Origin of the sequence: Nocardioides sp., from assembly GCF_047607185.1 — a bacterium.
Taxonomy (GTDB): Bacteria; Actinomycetota; Actinomycetes; order Propionibacteriales; family Nocardioidaceae; genus Nocardioides.
Genome location: NZ_JASGDQ010000100.1, coordinates 1 through 21,251, shown reverse-complemented (window position 1 = coordinate 21,251; position 21,251 = coordinate 1). Strand labels below are relative to the sequence as shown.

Here is a 21,251-nt window from a genome sequence, read left to right as displayed (position 1 = left end):
CTTCTGCCGACTCGCGCCCTCTGGGACCTGCACTTCTGCCGACTCGCGCCCTCTGGGACCTGCACTTCTGCCGACTCGGCGTCAGAGCTTCTCGACGGGGGCGTAGCGGAGCAGCAGCCGCTTGACGCCCTGCGATCCGAAGTCGATGCTCGCCACGGCCTTCTCGGCGACACCCTCGACGGTCACCACCGTGCCCATGCCGAAGGAGTTGTGGGTGACCCGGTCGCCGGGCTCCAGTGCCGGGATCTCCCCGGCGGGCTTCGCCTTGGACGCCGCGTCGGCGCGCAGCGCGGCCGAGGAGAAGTTGCGGCGGCCGCGAGCCGTGGGGGTGGCCAGGCCACCCCCGCCGTCGTAACCAGCACCGCCAGACACGTCGGGACGCGACCAACGGGACTGGTCCGCCGCCGTACGACGCCAGTCGACCAGGTCGATCGGCAGCTCGGACAGGAACCGGCTCGGCGGGTTGTGCATCGGCGCGCCCCAGGCGGATCGGACCATCGCATGGGAGAGGAAGACCCTCTCCCGGGCGCGGGTGATGCCGACATAGGCGAGCCGGCGCTCCTCCTCCAGCTCGTGGGTGTCACCGAGCGTGCGCGAGTGCGGGAAGACGCCGTCCTCCATGCCGGTGAGGAAGACCACCGGGAACTCCAGTCCCTTGGCGGTGTGCAGGGTCATCAGGGTGACGACGCCCTCGCCGTCCTGGGGTATCTGATCGGAGTCGGCGACCAGCGCGACCCGCTCCAGGAAGTCGGTCAGGCCGGGCGACACGGTGCCCGCGTCGACGTCGGCGGGGTCGGCGGATGGGCCCGCGACGGGGTCGTCGCTGAACTCGCGGGCGACGGCGACGAGCTCGGCGAGGTTCTCGACGCGGGTCGCATCCTGGGGGTCGTCGGAGGCTTCGAGCTCGTCGAGGTAGCCCGACCGGGCGAGCACCGACTCGAGGATCACGTCGGCCCGCTCGGCCGCCTCTACCATCGACAGCAGCTCCTCGATCAGCGCGACGAAGGAGCGGATGCTGGTCAGCGACCGGGTCGCCAGCCCGGGCGCGTCGTCCGCGCGCCGCAGCGCCTCCCAGAAGGTGATCCCGTCGCGCTCGGCCAGCGCGTTGACGCAGGCGATGGCTCGATCGCCGATGCCCCGCTTGGGGGTGTTGACGATGCGGCGCAGGCTCACCTGGTCGTCGGGGTTGGCCAGCGCGCGGAGATAGGCGAGCGCGTCGCGCACCTCGCGACGCTCGTAGAACCGCACGCCACCGACCACCTTGTAGGGCTGGCCGGTCCGGATGAAGACCTCCTCGAACACACGTGACTGTGCGTTGGTGCGGTAGAAGACCGCGACCTCGCTGGCAGCCCGGCCGGCGTCGACGAGCTTGTCGATCTCGTCGGAGACGAACCTGGCCTCGTCGCGCTCGTCGTCGGCGACGTACCCCACGATCCGCGCGCCGTCGCCGGCATCGCTCCACAGCCGCTTGGGCTTGCGCCCGTTGTTGTTGTCGATGACGGCATTGGCGGCGGTGAGGATGGTCTGGGTGGAGCGGTAGTTCTGCTCCAACAGGATCGTGGTCGCGTTGGGGAAGTCCTGCTCGAAGTCGAGGATGTTGCGGATGTTGGCGCCGCGGAAAGCGTAGATCGACTGATCGGCATCGCCGACGACCATCAGCTCGGCGGGTTCGCTGGGCACACCAGAGAGGGGCTCGCCGCCCGCATCCTCCGGGTTGCCGGCGCACAGCTCGTGGACCAGGGCGTACTGCGCGTGGTTGGTGTCCTGGTATTCGTCCACCAGCACGTGCCGGAACCGGCGCCGGTAGGTCTCGCGCACCTCGGGGAACTCCCGCATCAGGTGCACCGTCGTCATGATCAGGTCGTCGAAGTCAAAGGCATTGGACTCGCGCAGCCGCCGCTGATAGAGCGTGTACGCCGCGGCGTAGGTCTCCTCGAGGTTGTTGCGGGCGTCCTTGGTGGCGTCGTCGGGATCGCGCAGCTCGTTCTTCTGGTCGCTGACCCAGTTGAGCACCTGCGCGGGCTGGTAGCGGCGTGGGTCGAGGTCGAGGTCCTGGCAGACCAGCGTCATCAGCCGCTTGGAGTCGGCCGCGTCGTAGATGGTGAAGCTGGACTTGTAGCCGATCCGGGTCACCTCCTTGCGGAGGATCCGCACGCAGGCGGAGTGGAAGGTGCTCACCCACATCACCCGGGCGCGGCCCCCGACCAACTGCTCGACCCGCTCCTTCATCTCGGCGGCGGCCTTGTTGGTGAAGGTGATCGCCAGGATGCTGCCCGGGTGCGCCTTGCGCTGGGAGATGATCCAGGCGATCCGCCGGGTCAGCACCCGGGTCTTGCCCGACCCCGCGCCGGCCACCACCAGCAGCGGCGCCCCCTCGTGTACGACGGCCGCCCGCTGCGGCTCGTTGAGCCCGTCGAGCAGCTCCTCGGCGCTGGGGCCCGCCTTCCGGGCGGGCTCGGGCCGGGTGGCGAAGGCTTCGAGACCGGGAATCACACTCATGTTGCTCCCAACCCTAACCGCGCCGGGATGCACGGGAGTCAGCGGTCGAGGAAGCTTGGGAGATCGAGTGGGACGGTGCCGTGGTCGCCGACCGGGACCTCGCCGGTGGGCTGTGCGTCGTCGAGCTCGAGGACGGTGTCCCAGCCCGAGCCGTTGTTGGCCATCGCGAGTCCTCCGGCCACCCCTCGGGTTCCGGAGGGAATCACCCGAGATAGTTGAACGTTCTAGTGAATGTGAAGAACATCGGGTTCCTGTCCTTCGGGCACTGGTCCAACTCGCCCGGCTCGCAGGCGCGGACCGCCTCCGACGTACTCCTCCAGGCCATCGACCTGGCGCAGGCAGTCGAGGAGGTGGGTGCCGACGGCGCCTACTTCCGGGTGCACCACTTCGCCAGGCAACACGGCTCGCCGTTCCCGCTGCTGGCGGCGATCGGCGCGAGGACCGAGCGGATCGAGATCGGGACGGGCGTCATCGACATGCGCTACGAGAACCCGCTCTACCTGGCCGAGGACGCCGGCGCGGCGGACCTGATCAGCGGTGGGCGGCTGCAGCTCGGCATCTCGCGCGGGTCACCGGAGCAGGTCATCGACGGCTGGCGCTACTTCGGCTACGCGCCCGCGGATGGCGAGACCGACGCCGACATGGCGCGCCGTCATACCGAGGTCTTCCTGAAGGTCATCGAGGGCGACGGCTTCGCCCAGCCCAACCCGCGTCCGATGTTCGGCAACCCACCGGGGCTGCTGCGGATCGAGCCCTACTCCGAGGGGTTGCGGCGACGGATCTGGTGGGGCGCCGGCAGTGACGCCACCGCGCGCTGGTCCGCCGAGCGCGGCATGAACCTGATGAGCTCCACGCTGAAGGAGGACGAGTCCGGCGAGCCGTTCCACGTCCAGCAGCGCAAGCAGATCGAGGTCTTCCGCGCTGCCTGGGCGGAGCAGGACTGGGACTTCGAGCCCCGGGTGTCCGTGAGCCGCTCGATCATGCCGATCACCAGCGACCTCGACCGCGCCTACTTCGGCGGCGAGGGCGAGAGCCGCGACCAGATCGGCGTGATCGACAACTTCCGGGCCGTGTTCGGCAGGACGTACGCCGCGGAGCCCGATGTGCTGGTCAAGCAGCTCGCCGAGGACGAGGCGATCGCTGCCGCTGACACGCTGCTGCTGACCGTCCCGAACCAGCTCGGCGTCGACTACAACGCGCACCTCATCGAGTCGGTGCTGACCGACGTCGCCCCGGCGCTCGACTGGCGCTGACGGGACTCGCCGAGTCGGCAGAAGTGCAGGTCTGAAAGACGTCGAGTCGGCACAAGTGCAGGTCTGAAAGACGTCGAGTCGGCACAAGTGCTGGTGACGTGCCGGCACTTGCGCCGACTCGGCGGTTCTGGATCCCGCACTTCTGCCGACTCGGCGGCTCTGGAGCCCGCACTTCTGCCGACTCGGCTAGTAGTGGCCGTGGGCTGGGGAGACGAAGACGGCCACCACCAGGTTGACCAGGGTCAGGCCGGCCAGGAGGTAGTAGACGGCGTCGCTGACGGTGGGCTTCTTGGCGTTGGCCTCGGCGAGCGCCACGATGACCAGGCCGACGAGCAGCTTGATGCCCACCTTGGCGTGGTTGACGTCGCCGTCGCCGGACTCGAGCACGCCGACCAGCAGCACGCCGGCGAGGAAGGCGATCCGGGCACCCCACACCGTCAGCTTGGTGACGGTCTTCTCGGTCTGACCGACCTGGGTCAGCAGGCCGCCGGCCAGCGCGGCGAAGCCGAGCAGGTGGGCGACGAGCAGGACGAGGCGCACGATCTCCATGGTCACAGTCTCACAGCAGCCGTCGGTCGGAGGCCCAGCGGGTGAGCTCGTGGCGGGAGGAGAGCTGCAGCTTGCGCAGCACCGCCGACATGTGCGTCTCCACGGTCTTGATGGAGATGTAGAGCTCCTTGGCGACCTCCTTGTAGGAGTAGCCGCGGGCGATCAGCCGCATCACCTCACGCTCGCGCTCGGAGAGCCGGTCGAGGTCCTCGTCGACGGCCGCCACGTCGATCGAGCCGGCGAACGCGTCGAGCACGAAGCCGGCCAGCCGCGGGCTGAAGACCGCGTCCCCCTCGGCGATCCGGTGGATGGCGGCGACCAGCTCGGGGCCGGTGATCGTCTTGGTGACATAGCCACGAGCGCCGCCCCGGATGGTGCCGATGACGTCCTCGGCGGCGTCGCTCACCGACAGCGCGAGAAAGAGCGGTCCGGGCGCCCTGCGCATCACCTCGACGCCTCCGCCGCCGGGCAGATGCACGTCGAGGAGTACGACGGCGGGCGACCGCTCCGCGATCACCGCGACCGCCTCGTCGACGTCGGCAGCCTCGCCGACGACCTCGACCGAGTCGTCGCTCGCCAGCTCGGCCGCCACGCCCCTGCGGAACATCGCGTGGTCGTCGACGATCACGATCTTCACGGGGTCACTCATCGGATGCCTCCACGGGGAATGAGAGATGGACCTCGGTGCCCTCGCCCGGCGTGGACCGCACCACGGCGCTGCCGCCGTGCCGCTCCATCCGGGCGATGATCGAATCAGTGACGCCGTGCCGGTCCTCGGGCACGTCGTCGGTGTCGAACCCGACGCCTCGGTCGCGCACGAAGACCTCGACCTCGGTGGCGGTGATCTCGGCGTAGACCGAGACCTGCGAGACCTGGGCGTGCTTGGCCGCGTTGACCAGCGCCTCCCGCGCGGCGGCGGCGACCGGTCGCAGGTACTCCGCGAACGGCGCGTCGCCCACGACCACCACGTCGACGGCGATGCCGTGGCTGTCCTCGACCTCGGCGGCGGCGGTCCGCAGCGCGCCGGCCAGGCTGTCGGGCGAGGCGGACTCGCCGGCGTAGAGCCAGGAGCGCAGGTCGCGCTCCTGGGAGCGGGCGAGCCGGGCGACCAGGCCTGGATCGGCGGCGTTCTTCTGGATCAGTGCGAGGGTCTGCAGCACCGAGTCGTGCAGGTGCGCCGCCACGTCGGCGCGCTCCTGGGTGCGGATCCGCTCCTCGCGTTCGGCAGACAGATCGGTGCCCAGGCTGTGCAGCCACGGCCCGACGACCACGGTCAGCGCCACCAGCACGAAGACCGCGGCGAGCAGCGCGCCCTCGGCACCGCCGACGACGTGGCCGTTGTCGAAGAGCAGCAGGACGACCGCCACACCGAGCAGGGCGATGCCGGCCGCGATGCGGACCCAGGCCGCCCAGCCGCCGCCGACGACCAGCCGGAGCACGTCGAGCCGGCCGGTCTGGTCCAGCCACCGCTCCCGCTGCGCCTCGTCGGCCTGCCGCCACAGCAACGCGATGCCGGCCACCGCCAGGATCAGCGGCCAGAAGATCGCGCCGACCCCGAAGAGCGCCTCGACGACGAGGATGACACCGATCCCCAGCGCGGCAAGGGCGATGGCCGGCCCGGCGTCGGCGAGCCGTCGCATCGGCCCCGGCCGGCGGCCGCCGCGGCTGGCGCTCTCGCCGCCGGGGGTGTCGGTCTCGAAGTGGGAGTCGGGCCGCAGGCACAGCCACAGGCCGGCGTACAGCGCGACGCCGAGGCCCTGGAGAACGGCCAGCGCCACGAAGGCGACCCGCACCCACAGCACCGGCAGGCCCAGGTGGCGGGCCAGTCCGGCGGCCACCCCGCCGAGGACGGGGTTCTGGGTGTCCCGGCTGGCCTTGCGGGGCATCCGGTCGAGTGGCTGGGCGGTCATGATGGCTCAATCCTCACACCTTCACCAGTGCGCGAACCATGAGGAGCGACCCCGAGCGGACCCTGATCCGGGCCCGCGGCACACAGTGACGAATCAGGGTGGTCCCCGATGGCCGGGAGCCTGCGCGAGGGCCAGAGTTGATGCCATGAGCACGACCGAGCAACCTCCCAGCGATCAGGCCGGCCCCCGCGTCAGCAGCGCCGAGGTCCGCGACCTCGGCCGGCTGCGTCGTACCGTCAACGGCAGTCCGGAGGGCCGTCACCTCGGCGGCGTCGCCGGCGGCCTGGCGCGACACCTCGACATCGATCCGGTCATCATGCGCGTGGTCTTCGTGGTGCTGGTGTTCTTCGGCGGCGCCGGCATCCTGCTGTACGTCGCCGGCTGCCTGTTCGTCCCGGCCGAGGACACCGACCGGGCACCCATCGACCTGGACCCACGGACCCGCTCCTTCGTCCTCTACATCGCCGGCGGGATCAGCGTGCTGGCGCTGCTGGGGGACTCGTTCGGGCGCTGGGCCTTCCCCTGGCCGCTGCTGGCGATCGGCCTGATCGCGCTGGTCGTGCTCGGCCGGGGCGACCGGTTCCGGGCCGCCCAACGCGATCAGGCGGATCCGACACCGCCGCCCCACCACCCGCCGCGCCGACGCGGCCCGATCCTGTTCTGGTTCACGCTGGCGCTGATGGCGCTGCTGGAGGGCGCCCTCGGGCTGATCGACGTAGCGGGCGCCGACGTCTCGGCCTCGGCGTACGCCGCGCTGGCGGTCGGGGTCACCGGCGTGATGCTGGTGCTGGGTGCCTTCTGGGGCCGGGCCGGTGGCCTGACCATGGTCGGCCTGGTCGCCACGATGTGGCTGGCCGGCAGCGTGGCGGCGGAGCAGATCGACCGCCCCTCGGGCCAGGTCTACGCGGCGCCGACGACGGCAGCGGCCGCCATCACGGGCGACTACGAGATCGGCGCCGGCGAGCTGCTGGTCGACCTGACGAAGGTGAGCGACCCGGCCGCGCTCGACGACCACACGCTCAAGATCGGCGCCGGCATCGGCAAGGTCTCCGTCGTCGTGCCCGACCAGTGGAGCGTGCAGGTGGACGCCAACGTGGGAGTCGGCGAGGTCATGCTCCTCGACGGCCCCCAGCAGGACGGCCTCGGCGTCGATGCCTCCGGCAGCGTGAGCGGCGACGCCGGCCAGCCGAGTGTCGACCTCGTCGTCCACCTCGGGGTCGGCGCTGTCGAGATCAAGCAGGAGAGCGACTTCCAGTGGCCCGACTACTCAGGATGGAGCAGGCGATGAGCGACGAGTTCGAGACCGCATCGGAGACGACCGGGCGGCACCCGGTCAACGTGGGTCACCTGGTGATGGGGTTGGCGTTCCTCTGCTTCGTCGGCGGCTGGGCGCTGATCGAGGGCGACCTGGTCACCGGGGACGACATTCGCTGGCTGCTGCCGATCCCCTGGCTCGTCGCCGGTGCGGTCGGCCTGATCGCCATCGCGATCTCGTCAACCAGGAAGCACGGCACGAAACTGGTGGCGTCTGCCCCTCCCGACCGTCGAATCGATGCCAGCCGCCACCAGTTGCCGCACCGTGGAGAGAGTGAGACGCGCTAGCAGCCCACCCGTCACGGGGTGTCCTCGCCGCGCCAGGTGACGCCCTCGCGGATCACCCGGGCGGGGGTGCCGGCGACGGCGGTGTTGGCGGGCACCTTCTGGGAGCGCACCAGCGAGCGGGCGCCGACGACGCTGCCCTCGCCGATCTCGGTGTTGCCGGTGACATAGGCGTCGCGGCCGAGCCAGATGTGCTTGCCCAGACGGATGTGGGCGCCGTACGGGTTGAGCCGCTCGCCCGTGGCCAGGTCCTCCAGCCGGTGCATGTCGTCGGTCGACACGGTGACGTCGGCGGCCCAGAGCTGGTCGGCCTCGGCAACGATCGAGCCGCCGTTGCGGGCGTCGATGAACGGCCGCGCGGTGCCGACGACGGGTCCGGTGAGCACGATGGAGGACCGGGCGCCGCACCAGATCTCGCCGAACATCAGGGTGACGCCCGCGCCGAGGAACACCGTGGCGTCGTCGCCGCCGAGCAGCAGCGAGGCCACCGCCGTCAGGTCGGAGCCGAACGCGAGCAGCGCGCCGGAGAGCTCGATCTGCGTCATCGCGTCGAGCAGCCGGTCGGGCAGGTCGGTGCCGGGGACGGCGTAGAGCGCGTTGCCGTTGCGCGGCCACCACTCCGGCAGACCGGCCTCGACCGGCCGGAGGTCGAGCGTGTCGAGTACGTCGCCAGGCACCCCGGCGGAGCGGAGCCGGTCGCGGTGCGCGGCCGTCACAGACATGGGCCCATTCCTATCAGTCGGGGCGACAACCGGCTGAGCCCTGCTGCCGTCGTACCGAACCCTGGAGTAGGTTGCGACACATGTTGCTCTCGATGCCGCTGACCTACTTCGGGAACCCCCGCGAGACCGCCGACCAGGTGATCGGCCTGGAGAAGGCGGGGCTGGACGAGATCTGGGTGGCCGAGCCGTACGGCTTCGACGCGGTGAGCCTGATGGGCTACCTGGCCGCGAAGACCGAGACGGTCCAGATCGGCGCCGGCATCCTCAACGTCTTCAGCCGTACGCCGGGAACGCTGCTGCAGACCGCGGCCGGGCTCGACAACGTCAGCGGTGGCCGCGCCATCATGGGTCTCGGCGCCAGTGGGCCGCAGGTCGTCGAAGGCTTCCACGGGCTGGCCTACGACCGGCCGCTGACTCGCACCCGGGAGGTCGTCGACATCCTGCGGATGGGGCTGCGCCACGAGAAGCTGGTCTACCAGGGCAAGACGGTCACGCTGCCGCTGCCGGCCGGCCAGGGGCTGGGCCTGGGGAAGCCGCTGAAGCTGCTCAACCGCCCCGAGCGCGCCGACCTGCCGATCTATGTGGCGGCGCTGGGCGGCAAGAACGTCGCGATGACCGCCGAGGTCGCCGACGGCTGGCTGCCGATCTTCTTCCTGCCCGAGAAGGCCAAGCAGGTCTGGGGCGACGCCCTCGCCACCGGCACCGCCAAGCGCGACCCGGGCCTGGGCACGCTGCGGATCAACGCCGGCGGCGTGGTCGCGATCGGCGAGGACGTGAAGTCGGCGCTGGACCTGGCTCGGCCGTTCGCCGCGCTCTACATCGGCGGCATGGGCGCCAAGGGCAAGAACTTCTACTACGACCTGGCCTGCGAGTACGGCTTCGAGAAGGAGGCCGAGGAGATCCAGGAGCTCTATCTGGGCGGCAACAAGCGCGACGCCGAGGGCAAGGTGCCTCATGAGTTCCTGGAGCTGACGAACCTGGTCGGCCCGGAGTCCTATGTCAGGGAGCGGATCGCGGCCTTCGCCGAGGCCGGCGTCACCAGCCTGCAGGTGACCCCCGTCGGCGACGACCCGGCGGCCACGATCAGGACTCTGCGCGAGTGGGTGTGAGCGCCTGCGCGATGACGTCGTTGACCGCCCGCTGAAAGCTGGCGACGACGCCCTCGAGGGTCAGCTCGCGGATGCGCGGCAGCAGCTTCTCGAGCTGTTCGGCCTCCGCCGGGGTGTGGTGGCGCCGCCGCCACGGCTCGGTACGCAGGTCGGTGTAGAGCTCGGCGAGCTCGGTGGCCAGCCCAGCCATGTGCCGCTCCACCACCTGCTGCGTGGCTGCCAGCAGGTCGCGGGACAGACCGAGTGAGGCCAGCTCGGCACCGATCCGGTCCAGCGCCTCCGGGTCCGAGGTCCAGGAGGTGATCATGGCCCGCTGCATCGCCAGGTCGGCCGGGGTGATGTCGGCCGGCAGCGCCGCCAGGAACCGCTCCACCGCCTGCAGGGTGAAGCCGTGCTCCTGCAGCGCCCGCACCAGCGCCAGCCGGGCCAGGTGATCCTCGCCGTAGTAGGCGATCCGCCCCCGCCGTACCGGAGCGGGGATCAGGCCGAGACTGGCGTAGTAGCGAACGTTGCGCACGGTCATGCCGGCCTCGGCGGCCAGCTCGTCGATGGTCAGCTGCACACTGTCACAGTAGTCCTGTCAAGATCGCTGTGCTCGGGGAGGCGACCGGCGCAGTACAGTCGAAATATCAAGTCGGCAGAATCCGGGGCGAACACGGCCCGGACCCAGAGGAGACCAACGTGAGCGACCATCAGATCCGGCAGATCGTGCTGTCGACCGACAATCTGGACGACTCGATCGCGTTCTACGAGTCTCTCGGCTTCGCGCTGAAGTTCCGCGACGGCACCCACTACGCCGCCCTCGACGGCGGCGCGGTCACCATCGCACTGGCCACCCCGGTCGACCATCCGCTCCCCGGCAAGGTGGTGGTCGGCATCAAGACCGAGGACGTGGATGCCGCCGCGGCGGCGGTCGAGGCCGACGGTGGCGCGATCGTGAAGGCGCCGTACGACGACGCCCACGAGCGCCGCGCGGTGGTCTACGACAACCAGGGCAACGGCCTGGTCTTCTACAAGTCGCTCCCCCGCTGAGCGGGCCGCCGACCCGTCAACGCGACGCCAGCAGCCCGTCGAGGAACTCGGCGGCGTCGATGCTCCCCGGGGCGAGGCGGTCGCGAGCGAGCCGTGCCGTCGTCTCCTGGACGTACTCGTTGACCGGGGTCGGCACGCCGTGGAGCCGGCCGAGCATGACGATCTCACCGGAGAGGTAGTCGATCTCGACGCTGCCCGCGCCGCGGGCCACGCTCTGCCAGGTAGAGCTCCCACCCGAGGCCTTCTCCCGATGGGCCCGGCGCACGATGTGCTCGCCCCGGCGGTCCTGGTCCGCCTGGGCGCTCACCGCGTCGATGCCGGCCGCGGCCAGCACCTCCTCGCCCTCGGCCCGGGCGAGCCGCAGCAGCTCGTCGGCCGCGGCATTGTCGACGAAGCTGGCGCCCACGCCGTTGCCGAGGTTGGCGATCAGCTTGCGGTACTTCCAGGCCATCACGTCCTCGCGGGCCTGGGAGACGAAGCCCGCCGTCACCAGGTCGCCTGCGATCCGCTCGGCCAGCTCGTCGGCTCCCGCCGGGTAGCGCCCAGCTCCCCCTGGCCGAACTGGTCCAGGAAGAGCTTGAGCAGCCCGGTGTAGGTGGCCTTGAAGGTGGGCGAGGCCACGATCAGCGCCTCCGCCTCCAGGACGGTCTTCTTGGCCTCGGCGACCGCAGCGTCGCCCCAGCCCAGCAGGCCGGCACCGAGGTCGACCACGTCGACGACGGCGGTGGGCGGCGTGCCGGTCAGCCGCTCGGCGATCAGCTCGGCGGCCGCCCGGGTGCGTGACATCGGTTTGGGGTTGCCTACGACTGCCACGACCATCCAGCGCCTCCGATCGGATCTCCGCGATGACGCCCGGGTGGTGGGCCATCGTCTGGGCTCGAGTCAAGGGATGGCGCATTTCTGAGCGAGGTTTCGGGGGTAAAACGTCGATTGCGCCGCCTGTGTCATCCGCCGACCGCGGCACGAAGCACCTCGATCGTGGGATAGCGCCACTTGAGATATCCGACCGGGAGACCGGTGACCAGCGAGACGAGCTCGTGGTCGAGCACGTCCTGCGGCGCGTCGCGGACCGCCGCGCGGATCAGCTCCTCGCGACGCAGCGCCCGGCGGAGGCTCACGGTCGTCTCGTCGCGCACCGGAACCCGCCGGAGCTGTCCGGAGCCGTCACGCTGCCAGCGGGCCTCGGCGCGTGCCCCGACCGGCAGCAGGTCGCGCAGGCCGCGGCGCAGCGCCCAGGCCTTGGTCCGGGTGACGTCGACGAAGAGCTGCCGCACCAGCGCGGGCATGTCGGGATAGGTCTGCTGCGGGCGCAGCCAGGCGCACAGCTCGATGCGCAGCCGGGCCGCGTCGAGGTCGCCGCGGAAGCCCAGCAGATGTGCCTCCACGAGTCGGGGCCCGCCAGGTCCGAGGACCGGTCGGCGGCCGACGGAGACCGCCGCCACCTGGGCCGTCGTACGGCCGGCGAGGTCGCGGCGCACGATGCCGGCGTAGACCCCGTCGGGACACGGGATGTCGGCGGCGGGGAGGTTCGCCGTCGGGAAGCCCCACTGGCGGCTACGGCGGTCACCGGGTACAACGACGCCGTCGATGCGGATGACCTCGGGCAGGTCGGTCGTCTCGGGTGGCTCGCCCGGGTCTGACGGTGCCGCCACTGCCTACCTGCCGGTCCAGTCCCGGCTGGCCTGGGTCAGGAACCACGGCGTCACCTTCGCCCACTCGCGGGTGTCGTCGACGTCGGACCGCATCTGCTCGATGAGCGCCTCGACGGACGAGAACCGCTTCTGGAGCCGGAGGCGGTGGCCGATCCAGACCCGGATGTGCTGGCCGTAGATGTCCTCGGAGAAGTCGAGCAGGAAGGCCTCGAGGAGTCGTACGCCGTCACGGCCGTAGAACGTGGTGCGGCGGCCGATCGACACCGTCGCCGGGACCAGCCGGCCGTCAGCAAGCTCCACCGTCGCGGCCCAGACCCCGTCGCGGGCGACACCGTCCTCGATCGGGAGGTTCGCGGTCGGGAAGCCGAGCTCGCGGCCGCGCTTGTCACCGTGCTCGACGGGTCCCTCGACCAGGGTCCAGGTCTCGAAGACCCGGGGCCGATCGGTCGGGCGCGCCGGCCCGGCCACGCCGGGGACGACAGCGGTTTCAGGTGCACTGAGCGACATCTCAACTCCTCGTCATGGCTGATGCGACGACACCAGTGCATCCGAGTGCTGTTGCCGGAACCGGCCGGGCGGGTAAAGACGTCTTTGCGCCGGTGTTTCCAACGCGGCACCGGACAGGTCAGGGACAGTCGCGGTCCGCATCGGGGGAAACCCCGATGCATGTCGAGTGCCAAATATGCTGGAGTGGTCGACATGCACCTCGCCATCGCAGGAAAGCTCACCGGCCGGATCACCAAGTGGCTGGTCCTCGTCGCCTGGCTGGTGATCTTCGCGGTCGCCGGCGGCTTCGCCCAGAAGCTCACCGATGTCCAGAACAACGAGGCCTCCTCCTGGCTGCCCGACTCGGCGGAGTCGACCAAGGCGCTCGGCAAGCTCGGCGCCTTCGCCGACCAGGACGACATCCCCACGATCGTCGTCTACCACCGGTCCGGCGGTCTCACCGACAGCGACTTCGCCGCCATCGCCGACCAGGCTGGACAGATCGCGGGGATCGACGGCGTCGTCGACGACGGGCAGACCCCGCCGGTGACCTTCCCGACCGACCTTGCCAGCGGCCAGCAGCTGGGCCTGGTGTCGGCCGACGGCGAGGTGGCGGAGTCCTATGTCACGTTCAACCTGGGCTCCGAGGGGTGGAACAAGCTCCCCGACGTCGCCGACCAGCTCCGCGAGATCGCCCACATCGACGGCGTCGACACCCATCTGGCCGGCACGGGCGGTGGCGCGGCGGACGCGGCCGAGGCGTTCGGCGGCATCGACGGCACGCTGCTGTTCGCCGCGCTCGGCGTGGTCATCGTGATCCTGCTGTTCACCTACCGCAGTCCGATCCTGTGGATGCTGCCGATCTTCTCCGCCGTGGTGTCGCTGTTCACCGCCGAGGCGGTCATCTACTTCCTCGCCAAGTACGCCGGCGTGACGGTCAACGGCCAGAGCCAGGCCATCCTCTCGGTGCTGGTGATCGGGGCCGGCACGGACTACGCGCTGCTGCTGGTGGCCCGCTACCGCGAGGAGCTGCGCAACCATGCCGACCGGCACGAGGCGATGGCGTTCGCGCTGCATCGGGCCGCGCCGGCGATCATCGCCTCGGCCTCGACCGTCGCGATCGGCATGATGGTGCTGCTCTTCGCCGAGATGAACTCCACCGCCGGCCTGGGCCCGGTCGCCGCCGTCGGCATCGTGGTCACGCTGCTGGTCATGGTGACACTGCTTCCCGCGCTGCTGGTCATCTTCGGCCGCTGGATGTTCTGGCCCGCCCGGCCGTCGTACGGCTCGCGGGAGCCGACCACGACCGGCTTCTGGGCGCGGGTCGGCAACTGGATCGCGCCCAAGCCGCGCCAGGTCTGGGTGGCGACCGCAGTGATCCTCGGCCTCGCCTGCCTGGGCCTGCTCACCCTCAAGACCGGCAACATCCCCAGCGACGAGCAGTACACCAAGGACCTCGACTCGGTCATCGGCCAGCGGATCCTGACCGAGCACGGCCTGGTCGACACCTCCACCCCGATCCAGGTGGTCGCCGAGGAGGCGGCGGCCGAGGGCGTGGTCGCCGCCATCGCGACCGTGCCGGGCCTGGGCGAGGTCAACCAGGACGTCCCGCCGGTCGACGGGGTGAAGTACCTCGAGATCACTCAGACCATCGACCCCGCCAGCGACGAGGCGGCCGACCAGGTCAGAGCGGTGCGCGAGGCGGTGCACCGGGTCGACGGCGCGGACGCGCTCGTGGGCGGCTCCGCGGCGCTCTTCCTCGACACCAAGGCCGCCTCCCAGCACGACAATCGGGTCGTCATCCCGCTCATCCTGCTGGTGGTGCTGGTGATCCTGCTGCTCCTGCTGCGCTCGGTGCTGGCGCCGGTGATCCTGATCCTCACCGTGGTGCTGTCGTTCGGTGCCGCACTGGGCATCTCGTCGCTGATCTTCAAGTACATCTGGGGCTTCGACATGGCGGACTCCTCCTTCCCGCTGTTCGTCTTCGTCTTCCTCGTCGCGCTGGGCATCGACTACAACATCTTCCTGATGACCAGGGTCCGCGAGGAGACGATGACGAACGGGACCCAGCAGGGCTCACTGGTGGCGCTCGCCTCGACCGGCGGCGTGATCACCTCTGCCGGCCTGGTGCTGGCCGCGACGTTCGCGGTGCTTGGCACCCTCCCGCTGGTCTTCCTCGCGGAGATCGCGACGGCGGTGGCGCTGGGGGTCATGCTCGACACCATGGTCGTCAGGTCGGTGCTGGTGACCGCCATCAACCTCGACCTGGGCGGAGTGATCTGGTGGCCCAGCCAGCTCGACCGCGACATCATCCCTGATGACGAATAGCCGACCGGTCGCAAACTGACACCCCATCCCCGGTGAACAGCCCCAAACTGACATGCAAGTGGCGGTGAGCAGTCCCAAACTGACACCTCACCCGCAGTGAACAGTCCCAAACTGACCGGAGGCCCCTGACAGCCTGCGACGGGTCACCGCCGTTTGCATGTCAGTTTGGGACTGCTCACGGCTATCTGGGCGTCAGTTTGGGACTGCTCACCCCTAGCCGCGGCCGCTGGAGGCGCGGGCCCTGCGGCTGACGGAGTCGATCGCGACCGCGAGCAGCAGCACCGCGCCGGTCACCATGAACCGCACCGAGCTGTCGACACCGAGCAGGTTGAGGCCGCTGGAGATCGCCTGCAACACCAGGATGCCCAGCAGCGCCGAGTAGGCCGAGCCACGGCCGCCGAACAGCGACGTGCCGCCGATGACGGCAGCCGCGATGGCCATCAGGTTGGTGTCGGTGGTGCCGCTGGCCTGGGAGACGCTGGTCTGCAGCCCCGCCGCCAGCAGCCCGCCCAGCGCGGCGAAGACCGAGGTCGCGGCGAAGACCGACAGGTAGACGCCGTTGACCTTGATGCCGGAGCGGCGGGCCGCCTCCACGTTGCCACCAACGGCGAACACGTGTCGTCCCCACGTGGTGCGGCGCAGCACGAAGTCCAACGCGATCACCAGGATGACGAAGAAGATCCACAGGTAGCTGAAGCCACGGTCGATGTTGACGTAGTAGGTCAGGTAGCCCAGCAGCACCGCCAGGCCGACGGTCTTCCCCACGATCATCGGCAGCCAGGCCGTGCTCAGCCCGGCTGCCTTGCGGGTGCGGATCTGCCACAGCTGGCTGCCCAGGAAGACCAGTACGGCAAGCGCCACCAGCAGGTACGACGCCGTGTCGCCCACGAACTTGGTCCGGGTGAAGTCGCGCAGCCAGGAGTCCTGGGGCAGGTTGATGGTGCCGTTCTTGCCGAGCACCCACAGCAGCAGGCCCTGGAAGCCGAGCAGGCCGGCCAGCGAGAAGACGAACGACGGCACCCCGATCTTGGTGAACAGCAGGCCGTAGAACAGGCCGATCACCAGGCCGGTGACGAGCGCCGCCAGGACCGCGACGATCTCGGAGTAGCCGTGGTTGACGACGAGCACCGCCATGATGGCCGCCGAGACACCGCTGACCGATCCGACGGACAGGTCGATCTCCCCCAGCAGCAGCACCAGCACGATGCCCAGCGAGATGACGCCGGTCGGGGCCGCGAACTGGGTGATGGTGACCAGGTTGCGGGAGGACAGGAAGGTGGGCTCCTTGAGGTAGAAGCCCACCGAGATGATGACCAGGCCGGTGATCACCGGCAGGCTGCCGAGGTCGCCCGAGCGGAGCCGGTTGGCCTGAGCGCGCAGGTAGGCGCCGAAGCCCTCGGAGCTGATGAGCCGCTCGTCGAGCAGGTCGGCGGCGACGGCTGGTGTCTCTTGGGTCTCGGTCATGACGGGTCTCCCTGGTGGCTCTTGCGCTCGGCCCGGGCGGCCACCACGTTGTCGGAGGCGCCGGTGATGGCGGCGACGAGCTGCTCGGTGGTGGCCTCCTCGACGCGGAACTCGGCGGCGTTGCGGCCCAGTCGCAGCACGTAGATGCGGTCGGCGACGGCTTGTACGTCGGCCATGTTGTGGCTGATCAGGATGACGCCGAGGCCGTTGTCGCGCAGTCGCTCGACGAGGTTGAGCACCTCGGCGGTCTGGGCGACGCCCAGCGCTGCGGTCGGCTCGTCGAGCAGCACCACCTTGGGCGCGCCGATCAAGCTGCGGGCGATGGCGACGGTCTGCCGCTGGCCACCGGACAGCGAGGCGATCGGGATGCGGACCGAGGGGATCTTCGCCGACAGGCTGCGCAGCAGCCGCCACGCCTCCTGCTCCATGCCGACCTCGTCGAGCACGCCGACGGTGTGCTTCTCCTGGCCGAGGAAGAGGTTCGCGACGACGTCGAGGTTGTCGCACAGCGCCAGGTCCTGGAACACCGTGGCGATGCCCAGCCCTTGCGCCGCCGACGGCCCAGCCACGGAGACCGAGCGGCCCTCGATGGCGATGGTGCCCTCGTCGGGCTGGTAGACGCCCGAGATGACCTTCACCAGCGTCGACTTGCCCGCGCCGTTGTCGCCCACCAGCGCGACGACCTCGCCGGCATTGACCTCGATGCTGACGTCGGTGAGCGCCTGGACGGCGCCGAATCGCTTGTTGATCCCGGACAGGGCGAGGACGGCGCCCGAAGCGGACGCCGTCCTCGCCGGTGCCGGCATGCCGGCTTCGGTCATCAGGAGATGCCCGCCGCAGTGCACGCGTCGGCGTAGTCGCCGGTGCAGATGTCGGACGCGGAGTAGAACCCGTCGGCGATGATGGTGTCCGTCACGTTGTCCTTGGTGACGGCGATCGGGGTGAAGATGAACGACGTGACGCCCTCGTAGTCCGACTGCGCGATGCCCGACTCGGTCGTGGCAGGGACGTCGGTGCCGGTGGCCAGGTCGACGGCGACCTCGGCAGCGGTGTTGGCCTCGATCGGGATGGGCTTGTAGACGGTCATCGACTGCTCACCGGCGATGATGCGCTGCACGGCGGCGAGCTCGGCGTCCTGGCCGGTGATCGGCGGCAGCGCGTCGGCCGCCACGCCGGCGCCGGTCAGCGCGGCGACCACGCCGCCGGCCTGGCCGTCGTTGGCCGCGTAGACGCCGTTGATCTCGGACGGGTCGTACTTGCTCAACTGGTCGGTGACGAACTGCTGGGCGTTCTCCGGGCTCCAGTCGGGGTTGTCGTACTCCTCGAGCACCTTGATGTCGCTGGCGTCGATAACGCTGTGGGCACCCTTCTTGAACTGGGCGGCGTTCGGGTCGCTCGGGGCACCGTTGAGCATCAGGATGTCGCCCTTGCCACCCATCGCGTCGACGAGGGCCTGACCCTGGATCTTGCCGACGGTCTCGTTGTCGAAGGACATGTAGTAGTCGGCGCCCTCGATGAAGCGGTCGTAGGCGATGACCGGGATGCTGGCCGCGTGGGCCGACTCGATCATGCCGCCGGCGCCGTCGCCGTTGACCGGGTCGAGCACGATCACCTTCGCCCCCTCGGTGATGGCGGTCTCGAGCTGCTCGGACTGCTTGGCCTCGTCCTGGTCTGCGTTGTAGTAGGACACCTCGCAGTCGGCGCAGAGCTCACCGACCTTCTTCTCGAAGAGTGGCTTGTCGAAGGCCTCGTAGCGGGTGGTCTTGGACTCGGGCAGGAGCAGCGCGATGGTGGCGCCGCCACCACCGCCACTGGAGCTGGCGCTCTCGCTGACGCTGGCGTCGGCGTCGCTGCCACCCTCGGAGTCGTTGGCGCCACAGGCGGCCAGGCCGGCGGCACCGAGCGCAAGGGCACCGAGCATGATGAGCGGGCGAGCGGCGGTACGCCGAAGGGGTGTGGTCACGTTCTTCTCCTCGAAGCTGAGGCGGCTGCCGCCGCCGGTGGGAACGATTGAAAGTGTTAGCCGTCACATGTTTGTCGTCAAGACTTGAAGACTACGTAGTCGAAATCGTTATCTAGGTTCTTGTTGTCGCCAGCTCTTGACGTTAACTCCCTGTTAGTTGCACAGTGAGCCGCATGGCCCGCCGCAACGCTCGCTCTCCCGGGTCAGCCTCCCCCGCAGCCGCCTCACCCGGGTCGACCGCGGCGTTGCGCACCGCCAACCAGCAGCGGGTCCTCGACGTCCTTCGCGGCGGGCCCTCGGCCCGGCACACCCAGGCCGAACTGGCCCGGCTGACCGGGCTCGCCCCGGCCACCGTCTCCAATATCGTCCGGGAGCTGGCGGGCACCGGGCTCGTCGAGACCGAGGCCGGCTCCGGTCGACGCGGCTCGTCGGTCTGGATCTCGCGCTCGGCCGGGCTGGTGGCCGGGGTCGACTTCGGTCACTCCCACGTCGCCGTCGCCGTCGGCGACCTGACCGGCGAGATCATCGCCGAGGAGCGGCAGGCGCTCGAGCCCACCCACGCCTACGACGACTCGCTCAAGCTGGCGGCCGCGCTGCTCACCGGCCTGGCAGCCGGGCACGCCCCGGTGCTGCGGGTCGGCATGGGCGTGCCGGCGCCCATCAGCGGCGGCGTCGTACGCGCCGCCGGGATCCTGCCCGGCTGGCACAATGTCGACTCCCTCGCCGCCGCGGAGGACGCCTTCGGGACGCCGGTCGACGTCGAGAACGACGCCAACCTGGGTGCCCTGGCCGAGCACCGGCAGGGCGTCGCGCAGGGTCACAGCAGCTCGGTCTTCGTCAAGCTCTCCTCCGGTGTGGGCGCGGGGATCGTGCTGGACGGCAGGATCTATCACGGCGCCAGCGGCACCGCCGGCGAGCTCGGCCATCTCACCCTCGACGAGCAGGGACCGCCATGCCGGTGCGGCGGGCGCGGCTGCCTGGAGGCCTACACCTCCACCGCCAACGTGCTCGCCATGCTGTCAGGTCAGCATCCCGGCGCCGACTTCGATGACGTCGTGGCGCTGGCGCGGGACGGTGACGCCTCCTCCCGGCGGGCGCTGGAGGACGCCGGCCTCCACCTCGGCTGGGGGCTGGCCGGCGTCGTCAACCTGCTCAACCCCGATCTGGTGGTGGTCGGCGGCGACATGGCCCGGGCCGGTGAGCTGCTGCTGGAGTCGGCCCGGATCGGGCTGCGCCGCCATGCCCTCGACGCGGTCGCCCTCACCCCGGTACTGGCCAGCGAGCTCGGCGAGCGGGCCTCGCTGGTCGGCGCCGTACTCGCCGCCGCGGAGCGCACCCAGCTGGCCGTCGGCTAGCCGACGCCGTAGTGCGGCTGAGGCTCGGGGCCCGGCTTGCCGCAGCTCGGGAACGGCGTCTGGTCGCGGGTGAGTGTCACGACGACGGCGTGGTCGCCGCCGGGACCGGCCAGCCGGACCTCCCAGCGGCCGTCGCCGAGCTCGCTCTCGGCGCGGACCTCCCAGTCGGCGAGGCCGCTCGCGCCGGTGCGCAGCTGGGCGTGGCCGAGGGCGGCCTGAGCGGCACCGGAGAGGCCGTTGACGCCACGCAGCAGCCGCGGCACGGTGTGGCCGGACAGGGTCGCGGAGACGACCTCGTCGAGGTCCGCCGCGCCCACTCGCCCGTACATGACACTGGGGGCGGCCGCACCCGAGGCGGCGACCACCACCGGCGCGAACCGGTGGCCGCCGGTGTGGCTGCAGCCCCACACCCGGCCCGGTCGCCGTCGCTCCAGCGCCAGGCCCAGCTCGCGGCCGAGGACCGCGCAGCACCGGTCGCGCTTGGCGTGGGTGCAGACGAGGTAGAGATCCTCCGCGCTCGGGTCGCCGGCCGAGCCGTCCAGCGGCAGGTCGAGCAGGTCGGTGTCGGCGCCGAAGGTGCCCCAGCAGGTCACCGGCGAGCCGGGGATGCGGACCGCCCACCGGCGTACCCGCTCCTCGGGACGACCGAGGGTGCGGATCGCCAGCGTCTTGAGGTCGGCCGTCGCGGCGCGCGCCTCCACCGCCCGCGCGACGTCGGGGTCGAGGTCGGACTCCCCCAGCCCGCCGCGGCCCCATGCGCCCGGCTGCTCGACGAGCAGCAGCCCACCCTGGGGGAACGCGGTGCCCGTCATCGGCTCGTCCCGCTCGCGCGAGAGCACCGAGCACCGTTCTTCCACCCGGTCAGCCTAGATGAGCGGTGACCTCGATCTCGATCACGGCAACGGAGACCACGTGCGGCGCACGCTCGACCAACTCGATCAAAGACGTGAAGAACTCACCCGCCTCGATGTTCACGCTCACCATGCGAGCCGGTCTGACCGCACCGGCATGCCGCTCGACGATGTGCTCCCGCATCCAACCGTCGACCTTGGTCTCACTCCCACTCGAAACATCATATTGAAGATCAGTTGTAGCTGATTGGCGTTTATCAGTTGCAATTGATAAACAGATATGCTATTTGACAGACCGGAAATTCCGCGTATTCTCTAACTATTCCGAAATATCCGAAAGTAAGAGAAATGCCGAGAAAAGTAACTCCCTCCCTCAGCAGGGCGCCGGAAAGGTCGACTGATGGCGTTGTGACCTGGGGAAACGTGGCGGTGTGACCGGCGTGGCGTCTGTGACGGATGGGGCTTGTGGGGCTGGGATT

23 protein-coding genes are annotated in these 21,251 nt (G+C 70.2%); 7 read left to right on the top strand and 16 right to left on the bottom strand.

The genetic code is table 11. From position 1 onward, the window contains the following. Positions 1-81: 81 nt before the first annotated feature. Both pcrA and QM595_RS11765 read right to left on the bottom strand, forming a co-directional pair. Positions 82-2,499 carry a DNA helicase PcrA gene (gene pcrA, locus QM595_RS11770; RefSeq protein WP_415171745.1) on the bottom strand — a complete coding sequence of 806 codons (2,418 nt, stop codon included), beginning with the start codon at positions 2,497-2,499 and terminating at the stop codon, positions 82-84. Between the two features lie 38 nt (positions 2,500-2,537). After that, entirely contained in the window at positions 2,538-2,705 is a 168-nt protein-coding gene (locus QM595_RS11765; protein ID WP_415171744.1) for a hypothetical protein, read from the bottom strand. A gap of 27 nt (positions 2,706-2,732) precedes the next feature. On the opposite strand from QM595_RS11765, the gene QM595_RS11760 reads away from it, so the two are divergent. Further along, positions 2,733-3,752, top strand: a complete 1,020-nt coding sequence (locus QM595_RS11760; protein ID WP_415171743.1) for an LLM class flavin-dependent oxidoreductase — start codon at positions 2,733-2,735, stop codon at positions 3,750-3,752. Positions 3,753-3,938: 186 nt separating this feature from the next. Here the strand turns inward: QM595_RS11760 and QM595_RS11755 are convergent, their stop codons facing one another. The 3 genes from QM595_RS11755 to QM595_RS11745 are packed head-to-tail and all read right to left on the bottom strand — an operon-like array spanning position 3,939 to position 6,211. Further along, on the bottom strand, positions 3,939-4,301 hold the full coding sequence (locus tag QM595_RS11755) for a hypothetical protein (protein ID WP_415171742.1): 363 nt from the start codon (positions 4,299-4,301) through the stop codon (positions 3,939-3,941). Positions 4,302-4,311: 10 nt separating this feature from the next. After that, positions 4,312-4,950: a LuxR C-terminal-related transcriptional regulator gene (locus QM595_RS11750; RefSeq protein WP_415171741.1), complete on the bottom strand. Its 639-nt coding sequence runs from the start codon at positions 4,948-4,950 to the stop codon at positions 4,312-4,314. Continuing rightward, positions 4,943-6,211 (bottom strand): PspC domain-containing protein, encoded by a 1,269-nt coding sequence (locus tag QM595_RS11745; RefSeq protein ID WP_415171740.1) that lies wholly within the window; start codon positions 6,209-6,211, stop codon positions 4,943-4,945. The genes QM595_RS11750 and QM595_RS11745 overlap by 8 nt, the downstream gene beginning before the upstream one ends. Before the next feature lie 145 nt (positions 6,212-6,356). Between QM595_RS11745 and QM595_RS11740 the strand changes: the two genes are divergently transcribed. Both QM595_RS11740 and QM595_RS11735 read left to right on the top strand, forming a co-directional pair. Further along, a complete protein-coding gene (locus QM595_RS11740; RefSeq protein WP_415171739.1) occupies positions 6,357-7,499 on the top strand; it encodes a PspC domain-containing protein in 1,143 nt (380 codons plus the stop codon). Further along, complete coding sequence (locus QM595_RS11735) at positions 7,496-7,813, top strand: hypothetical protein (RefSeq protein WP_415171738.1); 318 nt, start codon at positions 7,496-7,498, stop codon at positions 7,811-7,813. Before QM595_RS11740 ends, QM595_RS11735 begins: the two co-directional genes overlap by 4 nt. A gap of 11 nt (positions 7,814-7,824) precedes the next feature. Here QM595_RS11735 and QM595_RS11730 read toward each other — a convergent pair whose 3' ends face one another. Further along, the gene (locus tag QM595_RS11730) at positions 7,825-8,532 is read right to left on the bottom strand and encodes an acyltransferase (protein WP_415171737.1); all 708 of its coding nucleotides are present in this window, start codon (positions 8,530-8,532) and stop codon (positions 7,825-7,827) included. 80 nt (positions 8,533-8,612) lie between these two features. Here QM595_RS11730 and QM595_RS11725 point away from each other — a divergent pair, with 80 nt between their 5' ends. Next, positions 8,613-9,641 (top strand): LLM class F420-dependent oxidoreductase, encoded by a 1,029-nt coding sequence (locus QM595_RS11725; protein ID WP_415171736.1) that lies wholly within the window; start codon positions 8,613-8,615, stop codon positions 9,639-9,641. Here QM595_RS11725 and QM595_RS11720 read toward each other — a convergent pair. Beyond that, the gene (locus QM595_RS11720) at positions 9,616-10,203 is read right to left on the bottom strand and encodes a MerR family transcriptional regulator (protein ID WP_415171735.1); all 588 of its coding nucleotides are present in this window, start codon (positions 10,201-10,203) and stop codon (positions 9,616-9,618) included. The genes QM595_RS11725 and QM595_RS11720 overlap by 26 nt on opposite strands. A 119-nt stretch (positions 10,204-10,322) precedes the next feature. Here QM595_RS11720 and QM595_RS11715 point away from each other — a divergent pair, with 119 nt between their 5' ends. Further along, positions 10,323-10,673, top strand: a complete 351-nt coding sequence (locus tag QM595_RS11715; protein ID WP_415171734.1) for a VOC family protein — start codon at positions 10,323-10,325, stop codon at positions 10,671-10,673. Between the two features lie 16 nt (positions 10,674-10,689). Here QM595_RS11715 and QM595_RS11710 read toward each other — a convergent pair whose 3' ends face one another. From QM595_RS11710 to QM595_RS11695, 4 genes are all read right to left on the bottom strand, one after another. Then, the gene (locus tag QM595_RS11710; RefSeq protein WP_415171733.1) at positions 10,690-11,163 is read right to left on the bottom strand and encodes a ketopantoate reductase family protein; all 474 of its coding nucleotides are present in this window, start codon (positions 11,161-11,163) and stop codon (positions 10,690-10,692) included. After that, positions 11,160-11,459, bottom strand: a complete 300-nt coding sequence (locus QM595_RS11705; protein ID WP_415171732.1) for an NADPH-dependent FMN reductase — start codon at positions 11,457-11,459, stop codon at positions 11,160-11,162. The genes QM595_RS11710 and QM595_RS11705 overlap by 4 nt, the downstream gene beginning before the upstream one ends. Positions 11,460-11,617: 158 nt before the next feature. Next, complete coding sequence (locus QM595_RS11700) at positions 11,618-12,325, bottom strand: riboflavin kinase (RefSeq protein ID WP_415171731.1); 708 nt, start codon at positions 12,323-12,325, stop codon at positions 11,618-11,620. Between the two features lie 3 nt (positions 12,326-12,328). Continuing rightward, positions 12,329-12,832 (bottom strand): riboflavin kinase, encoded by a 504-nt coding sequence (locus tag QM595_RS11695; protein WP_415171730.1) that lies wholly within the window; start codon positions 12,830-12,832, stop codon positions 12,329-12,331. Between the two features lie 192 nt (positions 12,833-13,024). Here QM595_RS11695 and QM595_RS11690 point away from each other — a divergent pair, with 192 nt between their 5' ends. After that, complete coding sequence (locus tag QM595_RS11690) at positions 13,025-15,139, top strand: MMPL family transporter (RefSeq protein WP_415171729.1); 2,115 nt, start codon at positions 13,025-13,027, stop codon at positions 15,137-15,139. A 213-nt stretch (positions 15,140-15,352) separates the two neighbouring features. Here the strand turns inward: QM595_RS11690 and QM595_RS11685 are convergent, their stop codons facing one another. From QM595_RS11685 to QM595_RS11675, 3 genes are read right to left on the bottom strand one after another with little or no spacing between them, the layout of a single operon-like run. Then, positions 15,353-16,603 carry a sugar ABC transporter permease gene (locus tag QM595_RS11685; RefSeq protein ID WP_415171728.1) on the bottom strand — a complete coding sequence of 417 codons (1,251 nt, stop codon included), beginning with the start codon at positions 16,601-16,603 and terminating at the stop codon, positions 15,353-15,355. Beyond that, entirely contained in the window at positions 16,600-17,424 is an 825-nt protein-coding gene (locus QM595_RS11680; RefSeq protein WP_415171727.1) for an ATP-binding cassette domain-containing protein, read from the bottom strand. Before QM595_RS11680 ends, QM595_RS11685 begins: the two co-directional genes overlap by 4 nt. Next, the gene (locus QM595_RS11675; protein WP_415171726.1) at positions 17,424-18,566 is read right to left on the bottom strand and encodes a sugar ABC transporter substrate-binding protein; all 1,143 of its coding nucleotides are present in this window, start codon (positions 18,564-18,566) and stop codon (positions 17,424-17,426) included. Before QM595_RS11675 ends, QM595_RS11680 begins: the two co-directional genes overlap by 1 nt. A 173-nt stretch (positions 18,567-18,739) precedes the next feature. Between QM595_RS11675 and QM595_RS11670 the strand changes: the two genes are divergently transcribed. Next, positions 18,740-19,921 carry an ROK family transcriptional regulator gene (locus QM595_RS11670; protein WP_415171725.1) on the top strand — a complete coding sequence of 394 codons (1,182 nt, stop codon included), beginning with the start codon at positions 18,740-18,742 and terminating at the stop codon, positions 19,919-19,921. Here the strand turns inward: QM595_RS11670 and QM595_RS11665 are convergent. Together QM595_RS11665 and QM595_RS11660 are read right to left on the bottom strand one after the other, a co-directional pair. After that, positions 19,918-20,778 carry a sucrase ferredoxin gene (locus QM595_RS11665; protein WP_415171724.1) on the bottom strand — a complete coding sequence of 287 codons (861 nt, stop codon included), beginning with the start codon at positions 20,776-20,778 and terminating at the stop codon, positions 19,918-19,920. The genes QM595_RS11670 and QM595_RS11665 overlap by 4 nt on opposite strands. A 4-nt stretch (positions 20,779-20,782) precedes the next feature. Then, entirely contained in the window at positions 20,783-20,956 is a 174-nt protein-coding gene (locus tag QM595_RS11660) for a hypothetical protein (RefSeq protein WP_415171723.1), read from the bottom strand. Between the last annotated feature and the right edge of the window lie 295 nt (positions 20,957-21,251).

Coding starts and splice junctions, on each gene's coding strand:
- pcrA (WP_415171745.1), bottom strand. CDS start 2,499: ATGAGTGTGATTCCCGGTCTCGAAGCCTTCGCCACCCGGCCCGAGCCC.
- QM595_RS11755 (WP_415171742.1), bottom strand. CDS start 4,301: ATGGAGATCGTGCGCCTCGTCCTGCTCGTCGCCCACCTGCTCGGCTTC.
- QM595_RS11750 (WP_415171741.1), bottom strand. CDS start 4,950: ATGAGTGACCCCGTGAAGATCGTGATCGTCGACGACCACGCGATGTTC.
- QM595_RS11745 (WP_415171740.1), bottom strand. CDS start 6,211: ATGACCGCCCAGCCACTCGACCGGATGCCCCGCAAGGCCAGCCGGGAC.
- QM595_RS11740 (WP_415171739.1), top strand. CDS start 6,357: ATGAGCACGACCGAGCAACCTCCCAGCGATCAGGCCGGCCCCCGCGTC.
- QM595_RS11735 (WP_415171738.1), top strand. CDS start 7,496: ATGAGCGACGAGTTCGAGACCGCATCGGAGACGACCGGGCGGCACCCG.
- QM595_RS11730 (WP_415171737.1), bottom strand. CDS start 8,532: ATGTCTGTGACGGCCGCGCACCGCGACCGGCTCCGCTCCGCCGGGGTG.
- QM595_RS11725 (WP_415171736.1), top strand. CDS start 8,613: ATGTTGCTCTCGATGCCGCTGACCTACTTCGGGAACCCCCGCGAGACC.
- QM595_RS11705 (WP_415171732.1), bottom strand. CDS start 11,459: ATGTCACGCACCCGGGCGGCCGCCGAGCTGATCGCCGAGCGGCTGACC.
- QM595_RS11695 (WP_415171730.1), bottom strand. CDS start 12,832: ATGTCGCTCAGTGCACCTGAAACCGCTGTCGTCCCCGGCGTGGCCGGG.
- QM595_RS11690 (WP_415171729.1), top strand. CDS start 13,025: ATGCACCTCGCCATCGCAGGAAAGCTCACCGGCCGGATCACCAAGTGG.
- QM595_RS11685 (WP_415171728.1), bottom strand. CDS start 16,603: ATGACCGAGACCCAAGAGACACCAGCCGTCGCCGCCGACCTGCTCGAC.
- QM595_RS11680 (WP_415171727.1), bottom strand. CDS start 17,424: ATGACCGAAGCCGGCATGCCGGCACCGGCGAGGACGGCGTCCGCTTCG.
- QM595_RS11670 (WP_415171725.1), top strand. CDS start 18,740: ATGGCCCGCCGCAACGCTCGCTCTCCCGGGTCAGCCTCCCCCGCAGCC.
- QM595_RS11660 (WP_415171723.1), bottom strand. CDS start 20,956: ATGCGGGAGCACATCGTCGAGCGGCATGCCGGTGCGGTCAGACCGGCT.